The sequence below is a fragment of the Bacillus sp. FSL R5-0416 genome (assembly GCF_037975425.1).
Taxonomy (GTDB): domain Bacteria; phylum Bacillota; class Bacilli; order Bacillales; family Bacillaceae; genus Bacillus; species Bacillus subtilis.
Map to the genome: position 1 here is coordinate 3,511,865 of NZ_CP150252.1, position 21,798 is coordinate 3,533,662.

Below are 21,798 nucleotides of genomic sequence, written 5' to 3' on the forward strand. Positions count from 1 at the left end.
GGGATAGAGGTGACCCTCTTAGATGGACAAACAATTGAATGATGCACCATGCGGTTTCCTCGCTTTGTCAGAAGAGGGGTCGATCATAGCTGCCAACCGCACCCTTATCAAGATTCTGGATTATGAACCGGAGCAGGTTATCGGCCAGCACATGAATATGATGTTGACCATTCCCGCGCAGCTTTTCTGCCAGCTTTATTTTTTTCCGCTTTTGAAATTGGAGCATCACATCGAAGAAATATACATTTCCCTGAAAGCAAGAGATGGAGAAGAAATTCCAGTCCTTATCAATGCTATTGCGAGACACGATAGCGGGGCTTCTGTCTTTGATTGTGTTCTGATTCCAATGCGAAAGCGAAATGAATATGAAAATGAGCTGCTGATAGCCAGAAATGAGGCTCAGGAAGCTTTGCTTGCCAAACAGAAAGCCAATGCGGAGTTAGAAATTGCCTTGGAAACGCTGAAAGCAAAACAAGAAGAACTTCTTGAGATCAATAAACAAAATCAACAATTTAAATTAAACACCAAAAGAGAGCTTGAACTCGCCAGAAAGATCCAGAAAAACTCGTTGACTGAACCGATTGTAAACGATCAGGTTCAGATTGACTCTTATTACAACGCATCGAGTGAATTGTCAGGTGATCTTTACGGATATTATCAAATCGATGAACACCGTTACGGCATTATTATCCTTGATGTGATGGGGCACGGAATTTCATCTGCATTGATTACGATGTCTCTTCATCCTTTGTTCCAGCGCCAGATCACGCAAGGTCTCAGCCCCGTTAAAGTTATGAAGGAATTGGACCGGCACCTTCACAGCTTGTTTCAAAATGATGAGGAAGCAAGACATTATTGCACTGCTATTTATCTCGAGATTGATATAGCACGGCAAAGAATTGATTATGTCAACGCAGGGCATCCGCCGGCACTTTGGCAGGACGATAGCGGAACTCAACATCTGCTTCACGCGACCTCGCCTCCGATCGGGATGTTTGAAGACTTAGAGTTTCAGTCAAGCAGCCTTTCATACACGGAGGACGGAAGATTGCTTCTGTATACGGATGGCGTGATGGATCCTACGGCTTCATGTTATTTATTTGATTTACTAAAGGATCATCCTGATTCGCCAATCGCTGACCTGAAGGAGAAAATCCTTACATCACTGCAGCATCAAAAGGAAGCTCATCATAAGAGTGATGACGAATGTTTTATATTAGTTGATGTAAAATAAAATGATCCATGAGACATAACAATGATTTGTTACATCTCATGGATTTTTTTGTTTCAGCGTTTCTTTGGAATATGTCCTGACTCCGCATATTGAAACACCTGCAAGGAAGGCAGCGGGTGTCCATTAAAATCAAATAAAGCTTGATTATCTACAGCACTTCCCCCATACCACTTCCCGGCGTCTTCAGGGTCGTATTCAGCAGCATAGCTGGACGCCCACCCTGACCCGTATGTTTCCCATAACACTTTGTTTTTCTCTATCTGTGTCTTCGGCCCGACTGGAATCCACGCCGGCTCCCAGTAGAAAACACCAAGTCCTGCTTTGCCCGTATTCGCCACTGCCTCCATTACATCTCTTACTGCAGTTGCCTGGCCTTGAACAGAAATTGGATATGGCAGCGTCTGCCCGCTTTTTGGTGCTGTATTTCCATGCCCATCGCCATCCTCAGCGGTATAGGTGTACGATGTCTCCGCCACCATGACTTTTTTGCCGTACGTATTGGCAACAGCCTTCAGCACGGAGGTCAAATTTTGTAATGTGCCATGCCAGAAAGGATAATAGGAGCTCGCAAACACATCATAATCCACTTTGTTTTTGCTGAGTGTTTCCGCAATAAATGAATACCTTCCAGCCGTTTCAGGATTGGTAAAATGCAGGGCGACCAAAATATTTGAATTTGTCTCCCTGACCGCTCGGCTTCCTTCATTAAATAATTGGCACATCTTCGTCCAATCAGTCTCACCGGCAAATCCTCCTGTTGTTTCATTTCCGACCTGAACCATGCCGATGTCAACGCCTTCCTTGATCATCTTTTGCAGGCTTTGTTTCGTATACTCATAGAGCTTTCCTTTTTTTGCTTCAAAGCTGAGATTCGCCCAGGCTTTGGGCACCTTTTGTTTCGCTGGATCGGCCCAGAAATCAGAGTAGTGAAAGTCGGCCAGCACCTTCATTCCGTTCGCTGTCGCTCTTTTTCCGATTTCGATGGCTTTTTGAACATCATTGTTTCCCCCGCCATACCCGTTGCCATTTGAATCATACGGGTGATTCCAGATGCGGACGCGAACATAGTTGACCCCAGCCTGTTTTAAAGTTGTAAAGATATCCTGGCGTTTTCCGCTTGTATTGTAAAAGGTGACACCGCTGTTTTCCAAAGCAATAACGCTGGATACATCTGCCCCTTTGATAAAGTCCTTGTTCATCCCCTCTACTTTTTTAACAAAAAGATCCTCTGCCCGAAGCTCTGACACGTGCTTCTCCTTCTCAATGGCAGCGGCATATCCTGTTAAACTACATGCACTCCACACGATGGCAGCCGCAAAGAACAATTTCACTTTGCTTTTCATGATTTCATCCCCCCAAGACTTAGTGAGCGTTTTCATTCTATAGAAAAAAGAATCCGCCCATATCGAGCGGAGCATCAGCCTAATGTGTGTTTACGACAATTCTCACTTCATACTTTTCCATCGTCAGGTCGCCTGACAATATGTCTCCTGTCATTATGTCCTTCACACTCTGATCAAACGTGACCAGCTGTTTTTCTTCCGTGAAATTCATGATAAAAATATAATCATTGTCCTGATCCTGCCTCGCTTGTACGGAGACGCCTTTTCCGTGCCGAACCGGAAAAACTGGAGAAAGAGACAGGTCTGTGATCAGACCCTCATAGAAATCACGCTGAAATTGATCCTCCAAACGCGCGCCGATAAAATACGCCTTGCCCTGCTGATACTCATGGCTTGTGACCGCTGGCGTGCGCGCATAAAAATCTTCTTGATACACCGCTTCCACTGAAGCTGTCTTTACATCAATCACGGTTGCATAATCCTTCATTTCATATATTTGGCTGCGGTAGCTGACAGCGTTTCGATCCTTCGGATACAGGGTGTCCGTTTCAAGAGGCTCAACTCCAAATATAGCTTGAAGATCCGGATGCCATCCGCCTGTGTATGTTAAGTCATGCTCATTCACAACCCCGCTGATATACGTCATGACTAAGGTGCCGCCGTCAGCCGTAAACGCTTTTAAACGGGAAACGGTGTCCTCGCTGATTAAATACAGCATCGGGACGATCAGCAGTTTATATGGTGAAAAGTCTTGTTCTTTCGTGATGACGTCGACAGGGATATCGTGTTCCCAGAATGTGCGGTAATGCTGCTGAAGCGTTTGCGGATAACGTTTTGTCGCCTTCGCAAACCCCTGAGCATCCTCGAGCGCCCAATGATTTTCCCAGTCATATAAAATCGCGGTTTGAGCCGGCCTCTTCGTTCCGACAACTTCGGACAGCCGTTCCAATGTCTCGCCTACCTTGGCCACTTCTTGAAAGACGCGGTTCTTCGGGCTATTGTCATGATCCACAACCGCTCCGTGTAATTTTTCTGATGACCCCCGTGATTTGCGGTATTGGAAATAGAGAACGCTGTCCGAGCCGTGGGCAATCATTTGCATGGATGACAGCAGATTCATGCCCGGGCGCTTTGCCTTGTTGACGTTATGCCAATTGACCGCGCTTGGCGTACACTCCATTAATAAGAAGGGCTGCTGCTTCAAGCTTCGGTACAGATCATTGATAAAGCCGACCTTCATCGCCAAATCAGCTGTGCTTTCCCAGTCATTGTGCCAGACAGGATAAGCGTCCCAGCTGATGACATCGACATGCTTTGCAAATTTGCTGTAGTCGAGGCCCTGATACGGGATCAAATCCGGTGTGTCAGCCATAAAATTCGTTGTGATAGGGATATCAGGCGTCAATTCTTTCAGCGGAATGATTTCATTTTCATAAAACGAAATCGTTTGATCGGTGACGAACCGGCGCCAATCTAAATTCAGGCCATGCAAGCCATTTTCACCGATCGGCGAAGGGCTTTCAATTTGTGACCAGTCATTGAACGTATGGCTCCAAAAAGGGGTCCACCACGCATGGTTCAATGTCTTGAGGCTGTTGTCATATTTCGATTTCAGCCACTCCCGGAAAGCATGCTGGCATAAATCACAGTGGCAATCTCCCCCGTATTCGTTTGAAATGTGCCACATTAACAGCGCCGGGTGATGTCCGTATCGTTCTGCTAATAAGCGGTTGATGTGCCGTGTTTTTTCTCGGTAGACTTTAGATGTGAGGCAGTGGTTGTGCCTTCCGCCGTGCAGCTGTTTGACGCGGGAGGCATTGACGCGCAAAACTTCCGGATAGGTTTGCGACAGCCAGGCCGGACGGGCTCCGCTCGGCGTTGCTAATATGACCCGGCCGCCTATACTGTGAATCCGCTCAAAAATATCATCCAGCCATTCAAATTGATATACGCCCTCCTCCGGCTCAAGTGCGCTCCATGCAAAAATGCCGACAGAAAACGTATTCGTATGAGAAAGCTTCATCAGTTTGATATCGTCAGCTAAAATATCGGGCCGATCCAGCCACTGATCGGGGTTGTAGTCTCCCCCATGGAGCATAAATTTTGCTTTTGTTACGTGCGTTTTTTCAAGCTTTGACATCACATTCTCCTCCTTGTTCTCTTAGCCCTTCGTTCCGCCTGCGGTTAATCCGGACACAAAATTCTTTTGCAGCATAATAAAGATGACGGCAACCGGTATGCTGATAAGCAGGGCCCCGGCCGCAAATGTCGTATAGCTGGCCCCCATGACATCATTCACTAAATTGAATAGACCGACGGGCAATGTATATGATTCAGGCGTTCTCAATATGGTTGAGGACAGCACAAAATCTCCGAGCGGACCGGTAAAGCCGTTCATGGCCACGACTGCCGCCATCGGTTTTGATAATGGCAGAATGATCTGGAAGAAGATTCTGGTGCTGCTGGCTCCGTCAATCTTGGCGCTTTCGTCTAAATCCATCGGAATGGAATCCATGTACCCTTTCATCAAATACGTATTCATCGGGATCAGGCCGCCGATATAAAGCAAGATTAGCAGCCAGTGGCTATTGATCATTCCCAAGATTTGCGCCAGCACAAACAAGGCAATTAAAGCTGAAAACTGAGGAATCATCTGCAGCAATAAAAAGAGCGTTAAAGCGTATTTCCTGCCTTTGAAGCGAAAGCGCGAAAACGCATAGGCCGTAAACGTCACACAGAGCAAAGACCCTGCCATTGTAAACAGGCTGATCTTCATTGAGTTGACATACCACTGCACATATTGAAGGCTTTCTTTGCCCGCAAATAATTCCTTGTAATGGTCGAATGTCGGATGCTTCGGAATGATGGATGTACTGATTAAGCTGTTGCCGGGATTAAAGCTTGCGCCTGCCGTCCAAAGGAGAGGATAAACAATGATGACCGCCATAAAGGCTAGCAACAAGTAAGAGAAAAGGAGACGGATATATTTTCTGACCTTCATATCTGCCAGCATGCCTTATGCCTCCTCTTTAAAAGACTTTGTCTGTCTGAACTGCCACAATGCGATGGAGATAACAAATACAGATAATAAAATGGTTAAAGCCGCAGCAAGTGAATATTGGCTTGACTGCATTGTCAATTTATAAATCCATGAAACGAGGATATCTGTCCCGCCGGCTGTTGATCCGGTTACAGCCGGACCTCCGCCATTGAATAGATAGATAATATTAAAGTTATTAAAATTAAACGTAAACTGGGTAATGATAATCGGAGCCATTGCAATGAACACCATCGGAAGCGTGATGTATCTCAGCTTTGAAAAGACAGAAGCGCCATCAATCGTAGCTGCTTCATACAGATCGTCCGGGATGGATTGCAATACGCCTGTTGAGACGAGAAAGATGTACGGAAATCCGAGCCAGCCCTGCATGAGAATCAATGCAAGCCTCGACCAATTGGCATCTGTCATCCACGGAAGCGGATCTATCCCGAAGAAAGCCAAGATGTCGTGATTCATCGCACCGAAGCTATCATTAAACAGTCCCGCAAAAATTAAAATCGTCACAAAACCGGGAACGGCCCATGGCAAAATCAGAATCGTCCGAAAAAAACGTTTAAACCGAAGGTCTTTCTGGTTAACAATGATCGCGAGAAAAATCCCCAAGCTGACTTGCAGTGTGGATGCAGCAAGTGTCCAAACCACCGTCCAAGCCAGTACATCAAAAAAAGTCGACCTCCAAATATCAACTGTGAAAATATTTGCGAACGTTTGAAAACCGACCCAATCAATTAATTTTGCAGGAGGAGAATGATACAAATCATAGTTTGTAAACGCTAATGCAAAGCTGAATAAGATAGGAAAGATCACGGCGAAAATTAAAATAAACAACGATGGGCCGCTGACGACATAAGGATAGCCCTCAGAAATGATATGCTGGTATTGTTCCTTTAAGGAACTTAATGGCTTATTTTCATCACGCTGTTTTCCGCTTTGGAACGCATCGCGAAGATTTACATAATACACCGCAAGGCCAAAGCAGGTCACGATGACAGCAATAATCCCTTCCGCCAGCAGAAAAACGGAATTATCCCGCGGCACTTCTGTTCCCAGTGTAAAGATTCCCCAAAACCCCATATTGAGCAGATCTCCAAAGACCGCAAAAAACGATGCGCCTAAGAAAAGAAAGACAATACCTTTTATCCATTGCTTGTTATAAAATTGCCCGAGTCCCGGAATGATAGAAAGCAACAAAGCGACTTGACGATGCTGCACCGTTTTCACCTCTCTTACAATACAAATCTAGCTTTCTCTTTATTTTCCGCTGTGCTTTGCCTTAATTTGTCCTTTGGCCGTTTCAGCTGCTTGATCCAATGCTTGTTTCGGATCTGCCTTCCCTGTTGCAACCGTCTGTAATGCTGAATCAGCCGGCGTCCATATTTCATTCATTTCCGGAATATTTGGTGTTGGCTCTGAGAAACGGGATTGTTCAGTAACAGCCCGTGCCGCCCCGCTTTTCATAATAGCCGGGTCATTGGCTAGGGATTTCACAGCAGGAACTTCTTTCGTTTCTTCATATCGTGTTTTAGAATTTTTTTCATTTGCCAGAAAAACGGCTAATTCTTGCGCCAGCTCTTCATTCTTTGAAAATGCACTAACGTTGTAGCTTTTGACGCCGATAAAGGAGCTCATGTTTTTCCCATTTTCCAGCTTCGGCAGTTTCGTAATGCCATAATTGATTCCTGCTTTCGAAAAAGCTTCTACATTCCATGGCCCAGAGATAATTGCGGCGGCTTTTCCTTCTGTGAACAGCGACTCCAATACGTTAATCCCTTGTTCTCCAATAATGCCAGCCGGGAACAGGCCATCTTTGTAAAACTTCTGAATCAGCGCCGCACCTTTGACAGCTCCTTCATTATTGATTCCAATGTCTGACGGGTTATAGCTCCCATCTTTGGCCTTTCCAAAAATGTATCCGCCATATCCGCTCATCACACTTTCTGCATAATAAATTTGATCAAATAGGGCTAAAAAGCCAAATTTGCTGCCATTAGCAGTCTTTTTGGAATAGTCGTACCACTCTTCCAGCGTTTTGGGCAATTCCTTTTCGGAGATGAGATCTTTGTTGTAAAAAAGGACAGTCGTTTCGACCGCTTTTGGCAGTCCATAAAGCTTTTGATCTACCATTTGAGACTGAATGGAAGCGTCAGTATAAAGTGATTGAACGTCTTTTTTGACATGTAATTCCTTGAGTAATCCTTCCGTGACAGCGGTTCCGATTTGGTCCCCTGGCATTGTTAACACGTCAGGGCCTGTGCCGGCCGGTCCGTCCATTCGCAAATCTTCAATCTGCTTGGCATACGGTTTTTCAACGACTTTGACCTTCACATCATGCTCTTTTTCAAACGCAGCAACGGCGTCTTTAATGCCGATGCTCTTTTCTTTATCCTCCCATACAACAAGCTCTGACCCTTTTGAACTCGATTTGGCGCTGCTGCTTTCCTTTGGGCCGCAAGCCGCCAAGGATAAACTGACAGCTGCGCAGAGCATGAATACGGAACACTTTTTTGCCATTTTCATTGATTGTCACCCTTTCGGTAGGAATGAAAGCGCTTTAAAGATAATATAGCACGCCTGAGAAAATGTGTAAACAAACTATTTACCTCCTAGAGTAAATTTTTTTACCTAAATAAAAAATGACTTAGTGTCCTAAGTCATCCTTCATTCATACTCTTCCTGACGATTAATTCTGCGCCCACATATAATGTTTTTACCGTTCTTCTCTTGTCCTGCACTTGTTCAAGCAGTAATTGAACAGCATTTTTACATAATTCATGTATATCAATATGAAACGTCGTCAGAGGAGGCGAGACATACTTCGCGAAGCTGATGTTGTTGATACTCACAATGCTTACCCTGTTTGGTATAGCAATTCCTTTTTCGTTCAGGGCTTGCAGACAGCCCACTGCAATCGGGTCCGCTGCAATCATAAAAGCAGTCGGAAGCTGATCGCCTAATATGTCGATCGCTGCTGACATCAGGCGGTAGCCGTTTTCTACAGAGAATCCGCGATGACAGAAAATATAGCGCTCGTCCAGCATGGCTTTTTCCCTCATATAGGATCTGAAGGTTTGTTCACGGATGTCCATTTCGTCCTGATTGGTATTCGGATTTTTGTATGTGCCGCCGATAAAACCGATGCTCTTATGCCCCTTCTCAGTCAGGATGTTTACCGTCTTCTTTGTCATTTGTGCCAAATCGGGCCTTACCGAATCAAAATGATCGGGATCAGGAGTTGAATCGATGAACACGCCATTTTCAGTGAGATTTCTGAGGAAAGCCAGCTCTTCATCTGAAAATGTGCCAACGGCAATAAACCCTTCCGTATGTTCAGGAATGCTCTCGATTCCATCCGCTATTTTATAAGTGGTCATATCGACATTGAATGCTTTCGCCAGTTTCTCTACTTCTAATCTCATCGTTTTAAAATAGACATCTTCTAATTCTTCTTTATCTGTCAGCCAATATAAAAACGCAATATGTTTCACCAGCGGCCTTACTGTTTTTTTGCGGTAATTGAGCTTTTCCGCCGCTTCATAGATTTTCTCCCGTGTCTCATCAGGAACAGAAAGGCTTTCATCGTTATTTAAAACGCGGGAAACGGTTGAGATTGAAAATCCCGCTTCCTGCGCGATATCTTTAATTGTCGCCATTGTATCTGCCTCCATTATTCAGCTCGGATTGTTTTAGTAAAATATTTTACTTTATTTTTCACAAATGTCAAGTGCACAAAGCCCTCTGGCTTCCATGTAAAAAGACTGAACCATTTGCGGCTCAGTCTCAGTTGTTCGTATCATTCGGAACCGGCGGAATTGCCCGGGAAATGAGTTGGTTATTGCACATTTTCCTCGAAATATCCCGAAAGCACATCTTCCACATTCGTCAAATGCGCCAGCATGGCGGCTTCCGCCTGTACACCGTTCCCGGCAGCCACAGCATTGTAAATCCGTTCGTGCTCCTCATACAGCCGCTGAACGGAGGTCTTCTTGGAAAACAGCCAGATTTTCCTCGTTTCCCTCATTGTTTCCAGCAGCAATGATGACACGTGATTCATCAAGTGTTTAAGAAGTTCATTTTGAGAAGCGTCCGCAAGCGCAAGATGAAATGCAAAGTCTGCTTTCTCTCCCAGCTCATCGTCCGCTTCAATGCTGCCCATTTCCTTTAGTGCATCCTGAATTCTTTCGAGATCTGCTTCTGTCCTTTTTTCAGCCGCTAGTGAAGCCACGCCGATTTCAAGCAGTTTTCTGACCTCGAGCAGCTGCTTGACGTCCTCTTTTTTCATCAGAAGGGCCGCTGAGAGCGGCTGAGAGATTTGATTGAGCTCAAATTCCTTCAGATACGTGCCTTCTCCCTGTTTCATTTCGACAAGCCCCATCGCCTTTAGCGCAGAAAGTGCTTCGCGAACCGCTGAACGGCTGACTTGAAAGCTCTCAGCAAGCGCCTGAACAGAGTCCAGTTTATCCCCCGGCTTCAATTCGCCGTTTTTGATCATATCTAATAGGGCATCCGCTACTTCTTCATATATTTTTTTTGTTTTAATCTGTTTGTATTTCAATGCAATTCACCCCGTAACTTGTAGGTCTGGCTGTTTACGATCTATTATACTCTGTTTTGTGGGCCGCCAAAAGATTTTGACTATTTTGTCAAAAAGTCTTGTACTTTGATTTTTTTCAAAATATAATGCTAGGTAACTGGTCTTATTACCCAGTCATCAGATGATCATATCATCTATAGAAACCGCTTACATATGGCGCCAGTTTATGTTTCAAGGAGGGGTTTGGGATGCAATGGACACAGGCATATACGCCTATAGGGGGAAATTTGCTATTATCAGCGCTTGCCGCACTTGTACCGATTATTTTCTTTTTTTGGGCACTCGCGATTAAACGGATGAAGGGGTATACAGCAGGCTTGGCCACATTGGGGATCGCCCTTATCATTGCTGTATTGGTTTATCGTATGCCGGCGGAAAAAGCGCTGATGTCCGCGACACAAGGAGCCGTATACGGATTGTTGCCGATCGGCTGGATCATTGTGACGTCTGTTTTTTTGTATAAAATCACTGTGAAAACGGGACAGTTTGATATCATTCGCAGCTCTGTTCTCTCGATTACTGATGACCGACGGCTTCAAGCTCTCTTGATCGCTTTTTCATTCGGGGCTTTTTTAGAAGGGGCAGCAGGCTTCGGAGCGCCGGTCGCCATTTCTGCCGCGCTGCTGGTCGGTCTCGGCTTTAATCCTCTTTATGCTGCGGGGATCTGTTTGATCGCCAATACGGCGCCGGTTGCCTTTGGGGCAATTGGGATTCCAATTACAGCCGTAGAAGGGCCGACAGGGATTCCGGCGATGGAGATTTCGCAAATGGTCGGGCGGCAGCTGCCGTTTTTATCCGTATTTATTCCTCTTTATTTAATCATCATCATGAGCGGGTTCAGGAAAGCCTTGGAGGTCTGGCCGGCGATTCTCGTATCCGGTGTTTCCTTTGCTGTTGTTCAATATCTCAGTTCCAATTTTTTAGGGCCTGAGCTGCCCGATGTTTTGTCAGCTCTTGTTTCAATGGCTGCACTTGCTGTGTTTTTGAAATGGTGGAAGCCGAAAACAACATTCCGGTTTGCCGGTGAACAAGAGTCGGCCGCCTCAATTGAAACGGCGCGCACAAATCCGGCGGCGCCTGCGTACAGCGGCGGACAGATTTTTAAGGCTTGGTCGCCATTTCTGCTGCTGACGGCGATGATTTCCGTATGGGGCATTCCATCTGTCAAATCTGCACTAACCGGGCATTATGAAGGCTCTGCGGTGTTCTTGAAGTGGCTGAATGCTGTTGGAGAAAAACTGACTTTTGCCCCCGGTGTGCCTTTTTTGAACAATCAGATTGTCAATGCTGACGGTACGCCGATTGAGGCGGTTTACAAGCTTGAGGTGCTTGGTTCAGCCGGCACCGCGATATTGATTGCCGCAGTGCTGTCAAAGTTCATCACGGCGATTTCGTGGAAAGACTGGGGAACCGTTTTTAAAGAAACAGTCCAGGAATTGAAGCTTCCGATTTTGACCATCGCTTCTGTCGTTGGTTTTGCCTATGTCACCAACTCCTCGGGAATGAGCACGACACTCGGGATGACACTCGCGCTGACAGGTTCGATGTTTACCTTCTTTTCGCCCGTCCTCGGCTGGCTCGGCGTCTTCATTACCGGCTCGGATACTTCCGCCAACCTGCTGTTCGGCAACCTGCAGAAAGTCACCGCATTATCAGTCGGCATGGACCCCGTTCTGTCTGTGGCCGCCAATTCTTCAGGCGGTGTCACAGGAAAAATGATTTCACCGCAGTCGATAGCGGTGGCGTGCGCCGCGGTAGGACTCGCCGGAAAGGAATCAGATCTTTTCCGCTTTACCATTAAACACAGTCTGTTTTTGCTGTTGCTCGTTTGTATCATCACCTTTTTGCAGCATCACGTATTCAGCTGGATGATTCCTTAAAAAAATCCTCCCGTCTAGGGAGGATTTTATTTATATCGCTTTCTCGCTGCCGATGACGGAATTTTCATTTGATCGCGATATTTTGCCACGGTGCGTCTCGAGATTTGGATGCCGTGTTGTTCATACAGCAAATCGACAAGCTTTTGATCTGAAAGCGGTTTTGTTTTGTCCTCTTGATTGATCAGGTCTTCAAGATGCATTTTGACTGCATAATTCGACGCATCTCCCTCTCCTGAAGCCTCGGCTTTTGCTGAGAAAAAGAGTTTCATCTCAAACAGCCCGTAAGGCGTTTGTATTGTTTTCCCTTTAATGGCCCGGCTCACAGTTGATTCATGAAGGCTTAGACAGTCCGCCACCTCTCTGAGAGTCAGCGGCTTCATTGCGCTTCGCCCTTTCAGAAAGAAATCCTTTTGGCGTGTGATCAGTTCATTGATAATTCTCGTGATTGTCTGTTTTCGCTGCCGCAGAGCGCGGCTCAGCCAGCGCCACTCCTGATATTTCGCAGATAAATAGGAGACAGTATCCTGACAAGAGCCGGATGATAAAAGCGTTCTGTACTGCGGATGCAAATCGATCTCGGGAAACGAGCGGGTATTCAGTTCCGCTGCGATGTGCCCGTTTTTTACGGTGATAAAAATGTCAGGCTCAATATACACATCTTGCTCTGGCCGGGCAAACAGAAGGCCAGGTCTAGGATGAAGAGCCGCGATATCATCTGAGATATCTTGAATGGTATGAAGCGGAATTCCTGTCTCTACTGAAAGCGCTTTCCATTTTTTTTGCGCAAAAGCATCAAAATGAGCTGAAACCAGCATTTCTGCTTGTTCATTTCTGTTCGGCAGCCGCTGTAATTGAAGAAGGATGCATTCCTGCAAAGATCTCGCACCGATTCCAGCCGGTTCTAATGACTGGAGTTTTGCCAAAACAGCCTCCGTTTCCTTAGCCGATACAGATAGGCGCCGTGCTGCCTCCTCCACATCTTCTTCCAAGTACCCGTTTGAATCAAGCGAATGAATCAGATAATTAAAAATCTTTTTTTCAGTGTTGGTCAGATTCATATCGAGTGACTGCTGTTTTAACGCATCCTGCAATGTTTTTTGCGGATTACTTAATTGAAGGCCCGCTTCCTGTGCATTCATCCTGTTTTTGTTTGTTTTATGGTAAGATAGTGGCGGTGTGTCTGTTTCCTTTCGTTCAATAAGAGGGTTTTCCAGTGAGAGCTCATCAATGTACTCGGCGAGTTCTGCCGAATGATAGCCAAGCAGTGTGATGGCCTGCCTGAGCTCCTGTGTCAGTTGAGGCTTTAATACTTGTACTTGCTGAAGTTTCATATCCATCATGCTCACTCCCCTTTCTTCATTGTACATGATTGAGATCACACCGTATACATTTATGAAAAAGGAGCTGCCAAAGAAATGTCTGAACTTTTTTCCGTCCCTTATTTTATTGAGAATTTAAAACAGCATATTGAAATGAATCAGTCTGAGGATAAAATCCACGCGATGAACAGCTACTACCGTTCCGTCGTCTCAACGCTCGTGCAGGACCAGCTGACCAAAAACGCAGTTGTCCTGAAACGGATTCAGCATTTAGATGAAGCATACAACAAAGTCAAACGTGGAGAATCAAAATAAACCTTCCGCTCACATGTGAGCAGGAAGGTTTTCCTTCTTTGAGGCGTGCTGGATGAGCCGGGTGCCTGGCACTCCTTCCATCCAGGTATGAAAGTAATTGGCGTTTTTCCCATAGGAATTATCAATGACCGTGTTTTCTTTTTGAAGAAGAGCGGACAAGATGTGTCCGTGCAGCCTTGACGTTTCCACCGATTCGTAACGGCTGAAAAACCGAATGGCTTTTTGGACGATATAATCCGAGTATTTTCCCCATATATACGCAATGGGTAAAGGGTTGCCTGCTTTTTTATTCAGGACGTTCAGCGTTTGGAGAAAAGCAATCGTCCGGCGGTCTGAAGCTGACAGCACCGTGCGCCAGTCGTAGCTTTCCGTTTCTGTGTGTTCCTGAAGCGCCTGGTTTGCTTCATGATCTGTTCGGATAAATCTCAGCTTTTGATTGGACGGCTGCTGCGTGGGAATGACGGGAAACAGCTGATGAGCCATATCAGGCAGAAGCTGAATGTGATTTTTTGAAAAATAAGCCTGTGCCGTAGCATAGGAGGCTTTTTCCCTTGTCATGATGTGAAGGTTCGCATGCTTAGAAAATATCTCTGCCGTCCGTTTGAGGTTGTCTTTGTTTTGAAAATAAATCGATTGCGGCAGGATCACAATTTTGTGGTTCGGATAGGTTTGGACGATTTTCTCTCTAAAGCCTTGATAATACGGATACAGATCCCCGAAGTTTCCGCCTCCCTGGCAGACGATGATGAGATTAGGATCCAGCTTTCGCCCGACTGGAAAATTGTCAGGATTCCAGCGTTTTCTGACCCGAATCCCGTGTTCTTTAAAGAAGGCTTCTGTTCCTTTCATAATAAATAAATCCCCTACATTCCCATATAGAGGATAGTCAGCATATATAATCTCTGATTGTTTCGGAATGACGTCGAGCAGCCCGGACAGTTTCTGTTTCAGGCTGATCATCGAATGCTTGCTGTCCATTTCTTCACCTCGGCAGTTTGGAATAAGTGCAGTAGCACTTCAATGACCCGGTCTTGCTCATCTTCTGTCATATTGGACCCCGATGGGAGACAGATTCCTCGCTTGAACAAATCTTCGCATACGCTTCCTGTATCTTCATGAGAATAAAATAAAGCCGGATCGAATAGCTGCTGGGTATGGAGCGGCTTCCACAGCGGACGGGCTTCAATGTTTTCTTCAGCAAGACATTGAACTACGTCATATGGGCTGAGCCCGTTATCAAGTGTGAGCGTGGTGAGCCAGCGATTGGATACGCCTGCTGCGTACTCCGGCATAAAGCGGACTCCGGCTATGTGACCGAGCACATTTTTGTATCTCGTGAAAATGGTCCTTCTTTTCTCCACTCGCTCATCCAGCACCTCAAGCTGGGCAATGCCGACGCCGGCTAAGATATTGCTCAGCCTGTAATTATGTCCAATTTGACTGTGCTGGTAATGAACAGCCGGCTCTCGTGCCTGCGAAGCGAGAAATCTTGCTTTTTCAATTGCTGCTTCATCATTTGAAACGAGCATCCCTCCCCCTGATGTGGTAATGATTTTGTTCCCGTTAAATGAAAAAATGCCGAAGCGCCCGAAAGTTCCGCTTTGCTTCCCTTTATAGACTGTGCCGAGAGATTCGGCTGCGTCCTCAATGACAGGAACTCCGTATGCATCACACAGGCTTACGATTTCATCCATTTTCGCACTCTGCCCATATAGATTGACGGCAATCACCGCTTTTGGCAGTGTTCCGTTTCTTTTCGCTTCCTCCAATGCTCTTTCAAGGGCTGTCGGCGACATATTCCACGTATCAGGCTCAGAATCAATAAAGACGGGCACCGCTTTTTCATATAGAATCGGATTGGCGGTTGCTACAAATGTGAAGGACTGGCAAAACACGCTGTCACCTTCTTTTACCTCAAGTAAACGCAGCGCGAGATGAATCGCCGCCGTTCCTGAGCTGACCGCAGCAGCTGCTTTTACACCGACTCGTTCTGCCAGCTGTTCTTCAAATGAATTCACGAGCGGCCCAAGCGGCGCAATCCAGTTTGAGCGAAAGGCTTCTGAAATATAGTGCTGCTCCCTGCCGCTCATATGAGGGGGAGATAAGTAGATTTTTTTATGCATAGAATCATCCTTTGTTTGATGTTTGAATGGAAGAAATGATGCGTGCCGGAGCACCGGCCGCCGTTACCCTGTCCGGTATGGGACGGATCACCGCGGAGCCGGCACCGACAATGCTCCAAGCCCCGATTGTGATCTGCGGTATGGCGGATGCACCAGTTCCGACGTGAGCGCCTTCCTGAACGGAAACCGCTCCTGACAGCGTGACACGCGGGGACAGATGAACGTAATCGCTGATTTGATTATCGTGCTCTGCCACTGCACCCGTATTGATGATGCAATGAGCGCCGATGCGCGCATCCGCCTGAATGATCGCGCCCGCCATAATTACTGTCCCTTCCCCAATGACAGCCGACCTGCTGACGATGGCTGACGGGTGAATCAATGTAATAAAATCATCTTTCCTCAGTCCCAGTCGCTCCGCCAGCTGTTTTCTGACACTGTTATTCCCAACAGCAATCAGAAACAGCACATCAGGAATGAGCCTGCGCAGTTCAGTAACGGCTTCCGGCGGTCCTGTGTACCATTCTTTTCCGCCTTCGAACGTTTTGAATTTATCATCCAGCACCGCGGCTAAGCGCGTATCTGAGCGGGCGTTTATCAGCTCTCTGATCACCTTTCCGTGTCCGCCGTCACCCACAATGGCCACGTTTTTCATGAGGACACATCTCCGCTTCCGGTAAACCGTTCCGCGGTCACATGATTCGTTTGCTGAATCCCTTCTGAAACAAGGACCTTTCGCACCGTCAAACATAAAATTTTCAAATCGAGAATAAATGATCGGTTGTCAACGTACCAAACATCTAATTCAAATTTCTTTTCCCAGGAAATCGCGTTTCTGCCATTGATTTGCGCCCAGCCTGTGATACCCGGCTTCACCTCATGGCGCCGTGCCTGTTTTTCTGTATAAAGAGGCAGATAGTCCATCAAAAGCGGCCGCGGCCCGACAAGGCTCAGATCGCCCTTCAGGACATTCAGGAGCTGCGGAAGCTCATCAATGCTCAGCTTTCTGATCAGCCTGCCCGTTTTCGTCAGCCGGACTTCATCGGGCAGCAGATTTCCCTCACCGTCCCGTTCATCCGTCATTGTCCGGAACTTATATAGGGTGAACGGTTTGCCGTGCAGGCCTGGCCTTACTTGCTTAAAGAAGACAGGTGATCCTATTTTCAGCCTGACAACGGCGATGGTGAACAGAATGATCACACTTGTACAGCACAACAAAAAAATGGCGGCCGTCAGATCAAAAAGTCGTTTCAGGATCAAAGATTCACAGCTCCTTTCGTTTTTCGAAACCGTTTTAATACCAGCTGTCTTTCCTCTTTTGTACAAACGAGCATAAAAGCGAAAACAGCGTAGAAAAAGCTGACTGTCACTCCCGCCGCTATCAATGACGGCCAGCTGTCAATCTTCACAATGAACTGAATTGCCTTACAGACCGTCCAGGCAAACACAGCGGCTGAAAGAGGCCCGATGATGCCTTTAAAGAACACGTGCTTTTTGTAGCCTGTAATGCGGGATACGTAAAGCGGCGTAAAGATGGCATTTTTTAAAATAAGAGAAATGGCCCCTGCCAATGTTATGCCGTACAGACCGAGATGAGCCGGCCCGCTCAGCGTGACCGCCAGCACCACATTCACCGCACCTAACAGCAGGGTAACAATCGCCGGTGTTTTTTGTTGATTAAAAGCGGTCCATATATAAAACAGCGGCATAAAGGCGAGGCTGACAACCAAGTATCCGGCATGAATAAATAAAAGCGGTGCTATCGACGAAAAGGACGGTCCGAGCCAGATTGTCAAAAAAGGTCCCGCCAATCCGCCCAATAATGCAGCAGGAAGTGCAAGCAAAACACCATTGAGCCTCACTGCCTTATTGGCGTAATTCATCAATCCGTCCATATCGCCTTTTGAATAATATGAAGTCATGATAGGCGCAAACAGGGATGCGACCGTTCCGGCCAAGCTGCGCAAAAGCAGCGGAAATTGGATAATCGCCGCGTATTTCCCGGATGCGGATGCCCCAAGCATCAAATTGGCGGTTAACAGATCAATCTGCAAAAAAAGCAGGACGCCGATTTGATTGACGGAGCTCCATGCGCCCGCTTGAAACAGCTCCTTGCTTGTGCGGAATGAAAGATCCTTCATACGAAACGAAAACCACGGAATCAGCTTTTTGAAGAAATAGAAAGACAGCACAGACGCCATGACAGCACCAGCTAAAGCTGCAAGCTGGATCTGCCAGATTTTCGGCGCAAAGCATGCAAACAGGAGCAGCACAGACAGCACCCGTATAAGCATTTGCACCGCCTGAATGGAACTGGTGATATAAAGGCGGTTGGCATAAAATGGTGCAGCACCGAAACCCGCCATCAGAAACGTTAAAATAAACAGCACACTGCCGATTAAAATCGACAAACGCACATCTGCCAAAAGCGCTTGCGGCACATTCATGACGCGGTCAATAAAAAAAGCCGAACCCGCAAGCGGCAGCAAGAGCAGCAATGAAATCAAAACAGAGGCCGCTAAATAATTGCTGATATACGCATTTGCTTTCTCCCGCTCTCCCCTGTGGGCAGCAACAGAAAAGAACCGAACGACAACCGAGCTGAGCGCCACGGTAATAATCGAAAAGTAATTAATCACATTTTGTGTCAAGTGAACAAAGCCAAACGCTTCCACACCAAGCGTTTTGACAATAAAAGGCGTCATCCAAACCGATAGGAAAACGGACAAGAGAAAAGCCGTGAGATTAGCGCTGAAGTTTATCGTGAATTTCATGCCTGCTTCGCACTGCCTTTCATTGTCCCCCGCTGCTCGAAAAACAGCTTGATGAGAAAAGTGAGCCGCCATTTACACAGTGCTAATACCAAACGCTCTCCTCTTAATAATTTCTCATGCTGAATCGGTGTATGTCTGACAGCCTGCCGCACCATGTCATAGGATAAAATCTGTCTGATCTTCTTTTTGATGTCTTTCGGCGAATTCTGAGAAGCACAGGCATTTGCCAAAAGCATCGGAAGCTGGTGCCTGCAAATGTACACATTCAAATCTTCTTTGCATGCGCCTGCTAAGCCATAGTGATTGTAGAATGCAATTTTAGCCTGATATTGTTTTTGAAGATGTTCATCCATCGCCGGCTTATAAGGGATTTCTGTCAGGCTGTTCGGGTTTTCACGATAGATGTACAAGCCTTCATCCAGCATTTTCACCCGCTCCGCTTCGCAAAAAGCGGACAAATTGAAGGGAGAGTCTTCAGCAAAACGGATGTCTTCATCAAACAACAGATTCGCCCTTTCAAAAAGCTCACGACGGTAAAGATAACGCCATACATACCAGATAAATCTCGTTTCGTGAGCATGTTTAAGCTGTTCAGTCATTTCTGGTTTCGTCAGCACGCGGTTTGCCTCAAGCTGCGGCGGCACATATGTCCGCCTGTCCGATGACTGCTTGTAAAAACCGCATCCGACGATGTCAAGCTGATTTTGCTCCGCTTCTTCAGTCAGCCTCTGGAACATGGCGGATGATACATAATCGTCTCCGTCTACAAAGCCGATGTAAGTGCCCCGCGCGCCCTTTATTCCCGTATTTCGCGCTGAACTAAGCCCGCCGTTTGCCTGATGAATGACCCGGATTCTCGCATCCCGTTTTGCATAGTCCTCTGCAATTTCGCCTGAACGATCCGGTGTTCCGTCATTCACGAGGATGATTTCAATATCCGAAAGCGTTTGGCAAAGCAAAGAATCAATGCACTCTTCTATAAATGGTTCAACATTATACATCGGGACAATAATGCTGACGAGCGGGGTCATTGCGCTTCACCGCTGATTTTGTCACGCAGACCTTTAAAATACACATCTCTCGGAAAGCCTGCACGGGGTGTTTCTTTTGTTAAAAGCTCATTGACTGCGGCTGTTACGCGCTCTGGCTCCGGATGTTCTATCAGCTTCATGAACGGGATGTCTTTAAGCCATTGATAGCCCTCCATCACCTTATGGTCAAAGGAGCGAATGACAACACACGGCGTTCCTGTCAGCGCGCAAAAAATCATGCCATGAAGCCTGTCAGTGACGACGGCTTCTGCGCTTTGCAGCTTAGACCACAGTGCTTCAAGTTCTTGTTCGCGTGTATCCCGGCTGACCCGGCGGCCGATCGTTGTCGTAAAGGATTTGATCTCGCCGAATTCCTCAAATAGCGCAGCCTTGACCCGGTTCCTCTGGTCCTCCTGAAGCACGCTTTCCTGATCCTCGCGCAAACACATATAAACCCCTTCGCGTTCTGCGGGGGGCTTGCTTCTGTCTAAATACAGCACCATGTCCGGCTGCTTCAAAATTGTTTTTTCATGAAAATGCTGTTTCATAAATTGATACGTTGTTTCATCCCGTGCCATGAGCAATAGGCCGGGGTGCGCATTATAAATTTTCTGTGCCCGTTTCAGCTCTTTGCGCCCCTTTTTCGTGTCAGAAAAATGAGCCGTTGCCGGAAGCTGGACAACCCGATAGTCATGGAATGTTTTAATGATGAAGCGGCGCGTCCACTCCTCATAACGGTATAAATCCCCCATATTTCCGCCGCCGATGATAAAGACCATATCCTCCGGATGGCGCGAGCGGATCAGGCTTTTTGCTGATTTGTAAATGTCCTTCATATCGACCTCGACGATGTCAAAGTCCGGGTATTCTTGCTCAAGAAATGCCTTGCTGGCATAAGCAATTGCGTGATCTCCCAAATTGTCATGGGACGGCAGCAGGGTCAGTATGATTTTTTTCTGATGTGCTGCGGCCTTTATCGGTTGATCTGCCGCTCCCAGCCAATATTGGGACGGGTATTTGACCTTTAGCAGCAGCCATTCTGCAAAATTGATTTTCAACGATTGTAACGACATGTCCTCACCCTCTGTTTCTCATTTTGTACTCGATCACCCGCTGATACACAGCCGATGCCATAGCGACGAACGGAATCATTCTGTATTTCGCCATCAGAAGCAGGCATGACCGTTTTGCGTCAAAAGGAGCGGTACCCGTTTTTGAAAGACTTTCTTGAAACACCGGGTCCGCGCATATCACGCCAACATTTCTAAGCTTTTCGAACAGCCGGCGGCTGCCGCTCGTTTTCCATTCATTCAGCATACAGATGCTGCTGTGAAGAACGATAAAGGTATCAAGCTCCTTGCGATACTCCTCCAGTTTGTTGTTCTCCTGTAAAAACGCCGCATTCGCCTCATACAGCGCAAGTCCTGATTCAAACAATTTTTTCTGATAGCGCTGCACAATGGAGGAAAGGTGAATTCGATAATGATAGAGCGGCGTTTTTACGTAGGATACTGAGCGGGCGAAAAAGTGAGCCCTGAAGCTGAAAAACTGATCCTCGACATGCTCCAGCTCGCCTCGGAGCGGAAACGACAGCCGATGGGCATCAATCATGCTTCTTCTGTACAGTTTGTTCCATGAAAACCCTCTGACCTTCCCTTCGAATAACGCCTTGATATAGTGCTCCTTCGGCTGATCCTGATAGGTTTGGGCAATGTCTGAGTCCATGGTTTTGCCAGTGTCCTCAAACTCTGCGGCGTAATTGCAAATGACCAGATCAGTTTCATCGCCTGCTGCCCGGAGCATCTGCTCGCAATAATCAGGCTCAATCCAATCGTCTGAATCGATAAACGCGATAAATTCGCCGCGTGCAGCTTCAATGCCTTTATTCCGAACCGCACCGAGTCCCTGGTTTTCCTGATGAATCACCTTGAACCTGTTGTCCATTTTGGCGTATTCTTCTGCGATATCCGGGCTGGCGTCAGCTGAACCGTCATTGACAATGATGATTTCAATATTGTCCATTGTCTGGTTCCGCAGTGATTCGAGACACGTTCTGATATATGTTTCTGTGTTATAAACAGCGACTAACAGACTAACCGCAGGTGTTTCCATAATGACCGGCTCCTC

At 46.7% G+C, this 21,798-nt stretch carries 19 protein-coding genes; 3 read left to right on the forward strand and 16 right to left on the reverse strand.

What is annotated here, in order from left to right; translation table 11 throughout:
- Window positions 1–22 precede the first annotated feature (22 nt).
- Window positions 23–1,234 (forward strand): phosphoserine phosphatase RsbP, encoded by a 1,212-nt coding sequence (rsbP, locus tag NYE20_RS18670; RefSeq protein ID WP_003228290.1) that lies wholly within the window; start codon window positions 23–25, stop codon window positions 1,232–1,234.
- Window positions 1,235–1,287: 53 nt separating this feature from the next.
- Here the strand turns inward: rsbP and ganB are convergent, their stop codons facing one another.
- The 7 genes from ganB to lutR form a co-directional block, all read right to left on the reverse strand.
- On the reverse strand, window positions 1,288–2,577 hold the full coding sequence (gene ganB, locus NYE20_RS18675; protein WP_339183751.1) for an arabinogalactan endo-beta-1,4-galactanase: 1,290 nt from the start codon (window positions 2,575–2,577) through the stop codon (window positions 1,288–1,290).
- 79 nt (window positions 2,578–2,656) lie between these two features.
- Window positions 2,657–4,720 carry a beta-galactosidase GanA gene (gene ganA / locus NYE20_RS18680; protein WP_161621237.1) on the reverse strand — a complete coding sequence of 688 codons (2,064 nt, stop codon included), beginning with the start codon at window positions 4,718–4,720 and terminating at the stop codon, window positions 2,657–2,659.
- An 18-nt stretch (window positions 4,721–4,738) separates the two neighbouring features.
- Window positions 4,739–5,590, reverse strand: coding sequence for an arabinogalactan oligomer ABC transporter permease GanQ (gene ganQ / locus NYE20_RS18685; protein ID WP_014478026.1), 852 nt, complete (start codon window positions 5,588–5,590; stop codon window positions 4,739–4,741).
- Window positions 5,591–5,593: 3 nt separating this feature from the next.
- Window positions 5,594–6,850 (reverse strand): arabinogalactan oligomer ABC transporter permease GanP, encoded by a 1,257-nt coding sequence (gene ganP, locus NYE20_RS18690; RefSeq protein WP_029946017.1) that lies wholly within the window; start codon window positions 6,848–6,850, stop codon window positions 5,594–5,596.
- Between the two features lie 39 nt (window positions 6,851–6,889).
- Window positions 6,890–8,155, reverse strand: coding sequence for an arabinogalactan oligomer ABC transporter substrate-binding protein GanS (gene ganS, locus NYE20_RS18695; protein ID WP_161621236.1), 1,266 nt, complete (start codon window positions 8,153–8,155; stop codon window positions 6,890–6,892).
- Between the two features lie 134 nt (window positions 8,156–8,289).
- Window positions 8,290–9,288 carry a galactan degradation operon transcriptional regulator GanR gene (gene ganR / locus NYE20_RS18700; RefSeq protein WP_085185730.1) on the reverse strand — a complete coding sequence of 333 codons (999 nt, stop codon included), beginning with the start codon at window positions 9,286–9,288 and terminating at the stop codon, window positions 8,290–8,292.
- 179 nt (window positions 9,289–9,467) lie between these two features.
- Window positions 9,468–10,190, reverse strand: coding sequence for an L-lactate utilization/bacilysin biosynthesis transcriptional regulator LutR (gene lutR / locus NYE20_RS18705; protein WP_161621235.1), 723 nt, complete (start codon window positions 10,188–10,190; stop codon window positions 9,468–9,470).
- Window positions 10,191–10,417: 227 nt separating this feature from the next.
- On the opposite strand from lutR, the gene lutP reads away from it, so the two are divergent.
- Window positions 10,418–12,109: an L-lactate permease LutP gene (gene lutP, locus NYE20_RS18710; protein WP_015714740.1), complete on the forward strand. Its 1,692-nt coding sequence runs from the start codon at window positions 10,418–10,420 to the stop codon at window positions 12,107–12,109.
- Window positions 12,110–12,135: 26 nt separating this feature from the next.
- Here lutP and rpoN read toward each other — a convergent pair whose 3' ends face one another.
- Entirely contained in the window at window positions 12,136–13,446 is a 1,311-nt protein-coding gene (rpoN, locus tag NYE20_RS18715; protein WP_072173531.1) for an RNA polymerase factor sigma-54, read from the reverse strand.
- 78 nt (window positions 13,447–13,524) lie between these two features.
- Between rpoN and yvfG the strand changes: the two genes are divergently transcribed.
- Window positions 13,525–13,743: a protein YvfG gene (gene yvfG, locus NYE20_RS18720; protein ID WP_003219905.1), complete on the forward strand. Its 219-nt coding sequence runs from the start codon at window positions 13,525–13,527 to the stop codon at window positions 13,741–13,743.
- 9 nt (window positions 13,744–13,752) lie between these two features.
- Here yvfG and NYE20_RS18725 read toward each other — a convergent pair whose 3' ends face one another.
- From NYE20_RS18725 to NYE20_RS18760, 8 genes are read right to left on the reverse strand one after another with little or no spacing between them, the layout of a single operon-like run.
- Entirely contained in the window at window positions 13,753–14,721 is a 969-nt protein-coding gene (locus NYE20_RS18725) for a polysaccharide pyruvyl transferase family protein (RefSeq protein ID WP_021480643.1), read from the reverse strand.
- Window positions 14,700–15,866, reverse strand: coding sequence for an aminotransferase class I/II-fold pyridoxal phosphate-dependent enzyme (locus NYE20_RS18730; RefSeq protein WP_064671562.1), 1,167 nt, complete (start codon window positions 15,864–15,866; stop codon window positions 14,700–14,702). The genes NYE20_RS18725 and NYE20_RS18730 overlap by 22 nt, the downstream gene beginning before the upstream one ends.
- Before the next feature lie 4 nt (window positions 15,867–15,870).
- Complete coding sequence (locus NYE20_RS18735) at window positions 15,871–16,521, reverse strand: acetyltransferase (protein WP_072173483.1); 651 nt, start codon at window positions 16,519–16,521, stop codon at window positions 15,871–15,873.
- Entirely contained in the window at window positions 16,518–17,126 is a 609-nt protein-coding gene (locus NYE20_RS18740) for a sugar transferase (RefSeq protein WP_161621234.1), read from the reverse strand. The genes NYE20_RS18735 and NYE20_RS18740 overlap by 4 nt, the downstream gene beginning before the upstream one ends.
- Window positions 17,123–18,640 (reverse strand): MATE family efflux transporter, encoded by a 1,518-nt coding sequence (locus tag NYE20_RS18745; protein ID WP_153257038.1) that lies wholly within the window; start codon window positions 18,638–18,640, stop codon window positions 17,123–17,125. Before NYE20_RS18745 ends, NYE20_RS18740 begins: the two co-directional genes overlap by 4 nt.
- A complete protein-coding gene (locus NYE20_RS18750; protein ID WP_161621233.1) occupies window positions 18,637–19,671 on the reverse strand; it encodes a glycosyltransferase in 1,035 nt (344 codons plus the stop codon). Before NYE20_RS18750 ends, NYE20_RS18745 begins: the two co-directional genes overlap by 4 nt.
- Window positions 19,668–20,744: a polysaccharide pyruvyl transferase family protein gene (locus NYE20_RS18755; RefSeq protein WP_161621232.1), complete on the reverse strand. Its 1,077-nt coding sequence runs from the start codon at window positions 20,742–20,744 to the stop codon at window positions 19,668–19,670. Before NYE20_RS18755 ends, NYE20_RS18750 begins: the two co-directional genes overlap by 4 nt.
- A 4-nt stretch (window positions 20,745–20,748) precedes the next feature.
- Window positions 20,749–21,783 carry a glycosyltransferase family 2 protein gene (locus NYE20_RS18760; RefSeq protein ID WP_103803427.1) on the reverse strand — a complete coding sequence of 345 codons (1,035 nt, stop codon included), beginning with the start codon at window positions 21,781–21,783 and terminating at the stop codon, window positions 20,749–20,751.
- Between the last annotated feature and the right edge of the window lie 15 nt (window positions 21,784–21,798).

Bases quoted from the DNA above. Each gene is read 5' to 3' on its own strand.
- rsbP (WP_003228290.1), top strand. From the start codon at position 23: ATGGACAAACAATTGAATGATGCACCATGCGGTTTCCTCGCTTTGTCA.
- ganB (WP_339183751.1), bottom strand. From the start codon at position 2,577: ATGAAAAGCAAAGTGAAATTGTTCTTTGCGGCTGCCATCGTGTGGAGT.
- ganQ (WP_014478026.1), bottom strand. From the start codon at position 5,590: ATGCTGGCAGATATGAAGGTCAGAAAATATATCCGTCTCCTTTTCTCT.
- ganS (WP_161621236.1), bottom strand. From the start codon at position 8,155: ATGAAAATGGCAAAAAAGTGTTCCGTATTCATGCTCTGCGCAGCTGTC.
- ganR (WP_085185730.1), bottom strand. From the start codon at position 9,288: ATGGCGACAATTAAAGATATCGCGCAGGAAGCGGGATTTTCAATCTCA.
- lutP (WP_015714740.1), top strand. From the start codon at position 10,418: ATGCAATGGACACAGGCATATACGCCTATAGGGGGAAATTTGCTATTA.
- rpoN (WP_072173531.1), bottom strand. From the start codon at position 13,446: ATGGATATGAAACTTCAGCAAGTACAAGTATTAAAGCCTCAACTGACA.
- yvfG (WP_003219905.1), top strand. From the start codon at position 13,525: ATGTCTGAACTTTTTTCCGTCCCTTATTTTATTGAGAATTTAAAACAG.
- NYE20_RS18725 (WP_021480643.1), bottom strand. From the start codon at position 14,721: ATGGACAGCAAGCATTCGATGATCAGCCTGAAACAGAAACTGTCCGGG.
- NYE20_RS18730 (WP_064671562.1), bottom strand. From the start codon at position 15,866: ATGCATAAAAAAATCTACTTATCTCCCCCTCATATGAGCGGCAGGGAG.
- NYE20_RS18735 (WP_072173483.1), bottom strand. From the start codon at position 16,521: ATGAAAAACGTGGCCATTGTGGGTGACGGCGGACACGGAAAGGTGATC.
- NYE20_RS18745 (WP_153257038.1), bottom strand. From the start codon at position 18,640: ATGAAATTCACGATAAACTTCAGCGCTAATCTCACGGCTTTTCTCTTG.
- NYE20_RS18750 (WP_161621233.1), bottom strand. From the start codon at position 19,671: ATGACCCCGCTCGTCAGCATTATTGTCCCGATGTATAATGTTGAACCA.
- NYE20_RS18755 (WP_161621232.1), bottom strand. From the start codon at position 20,744: ATGTCGTTACAATCGTTGAAAATCAATTTTGCAGAATGGCTGCTGCTA.
- NYE20_RS18760 (WP_103803427.1), bottom strand. From the start codon at position 21,783: ATGGAAACACCTGCGGTTAGTCTGTTAGTCGCTGTTTATAACACAGAA.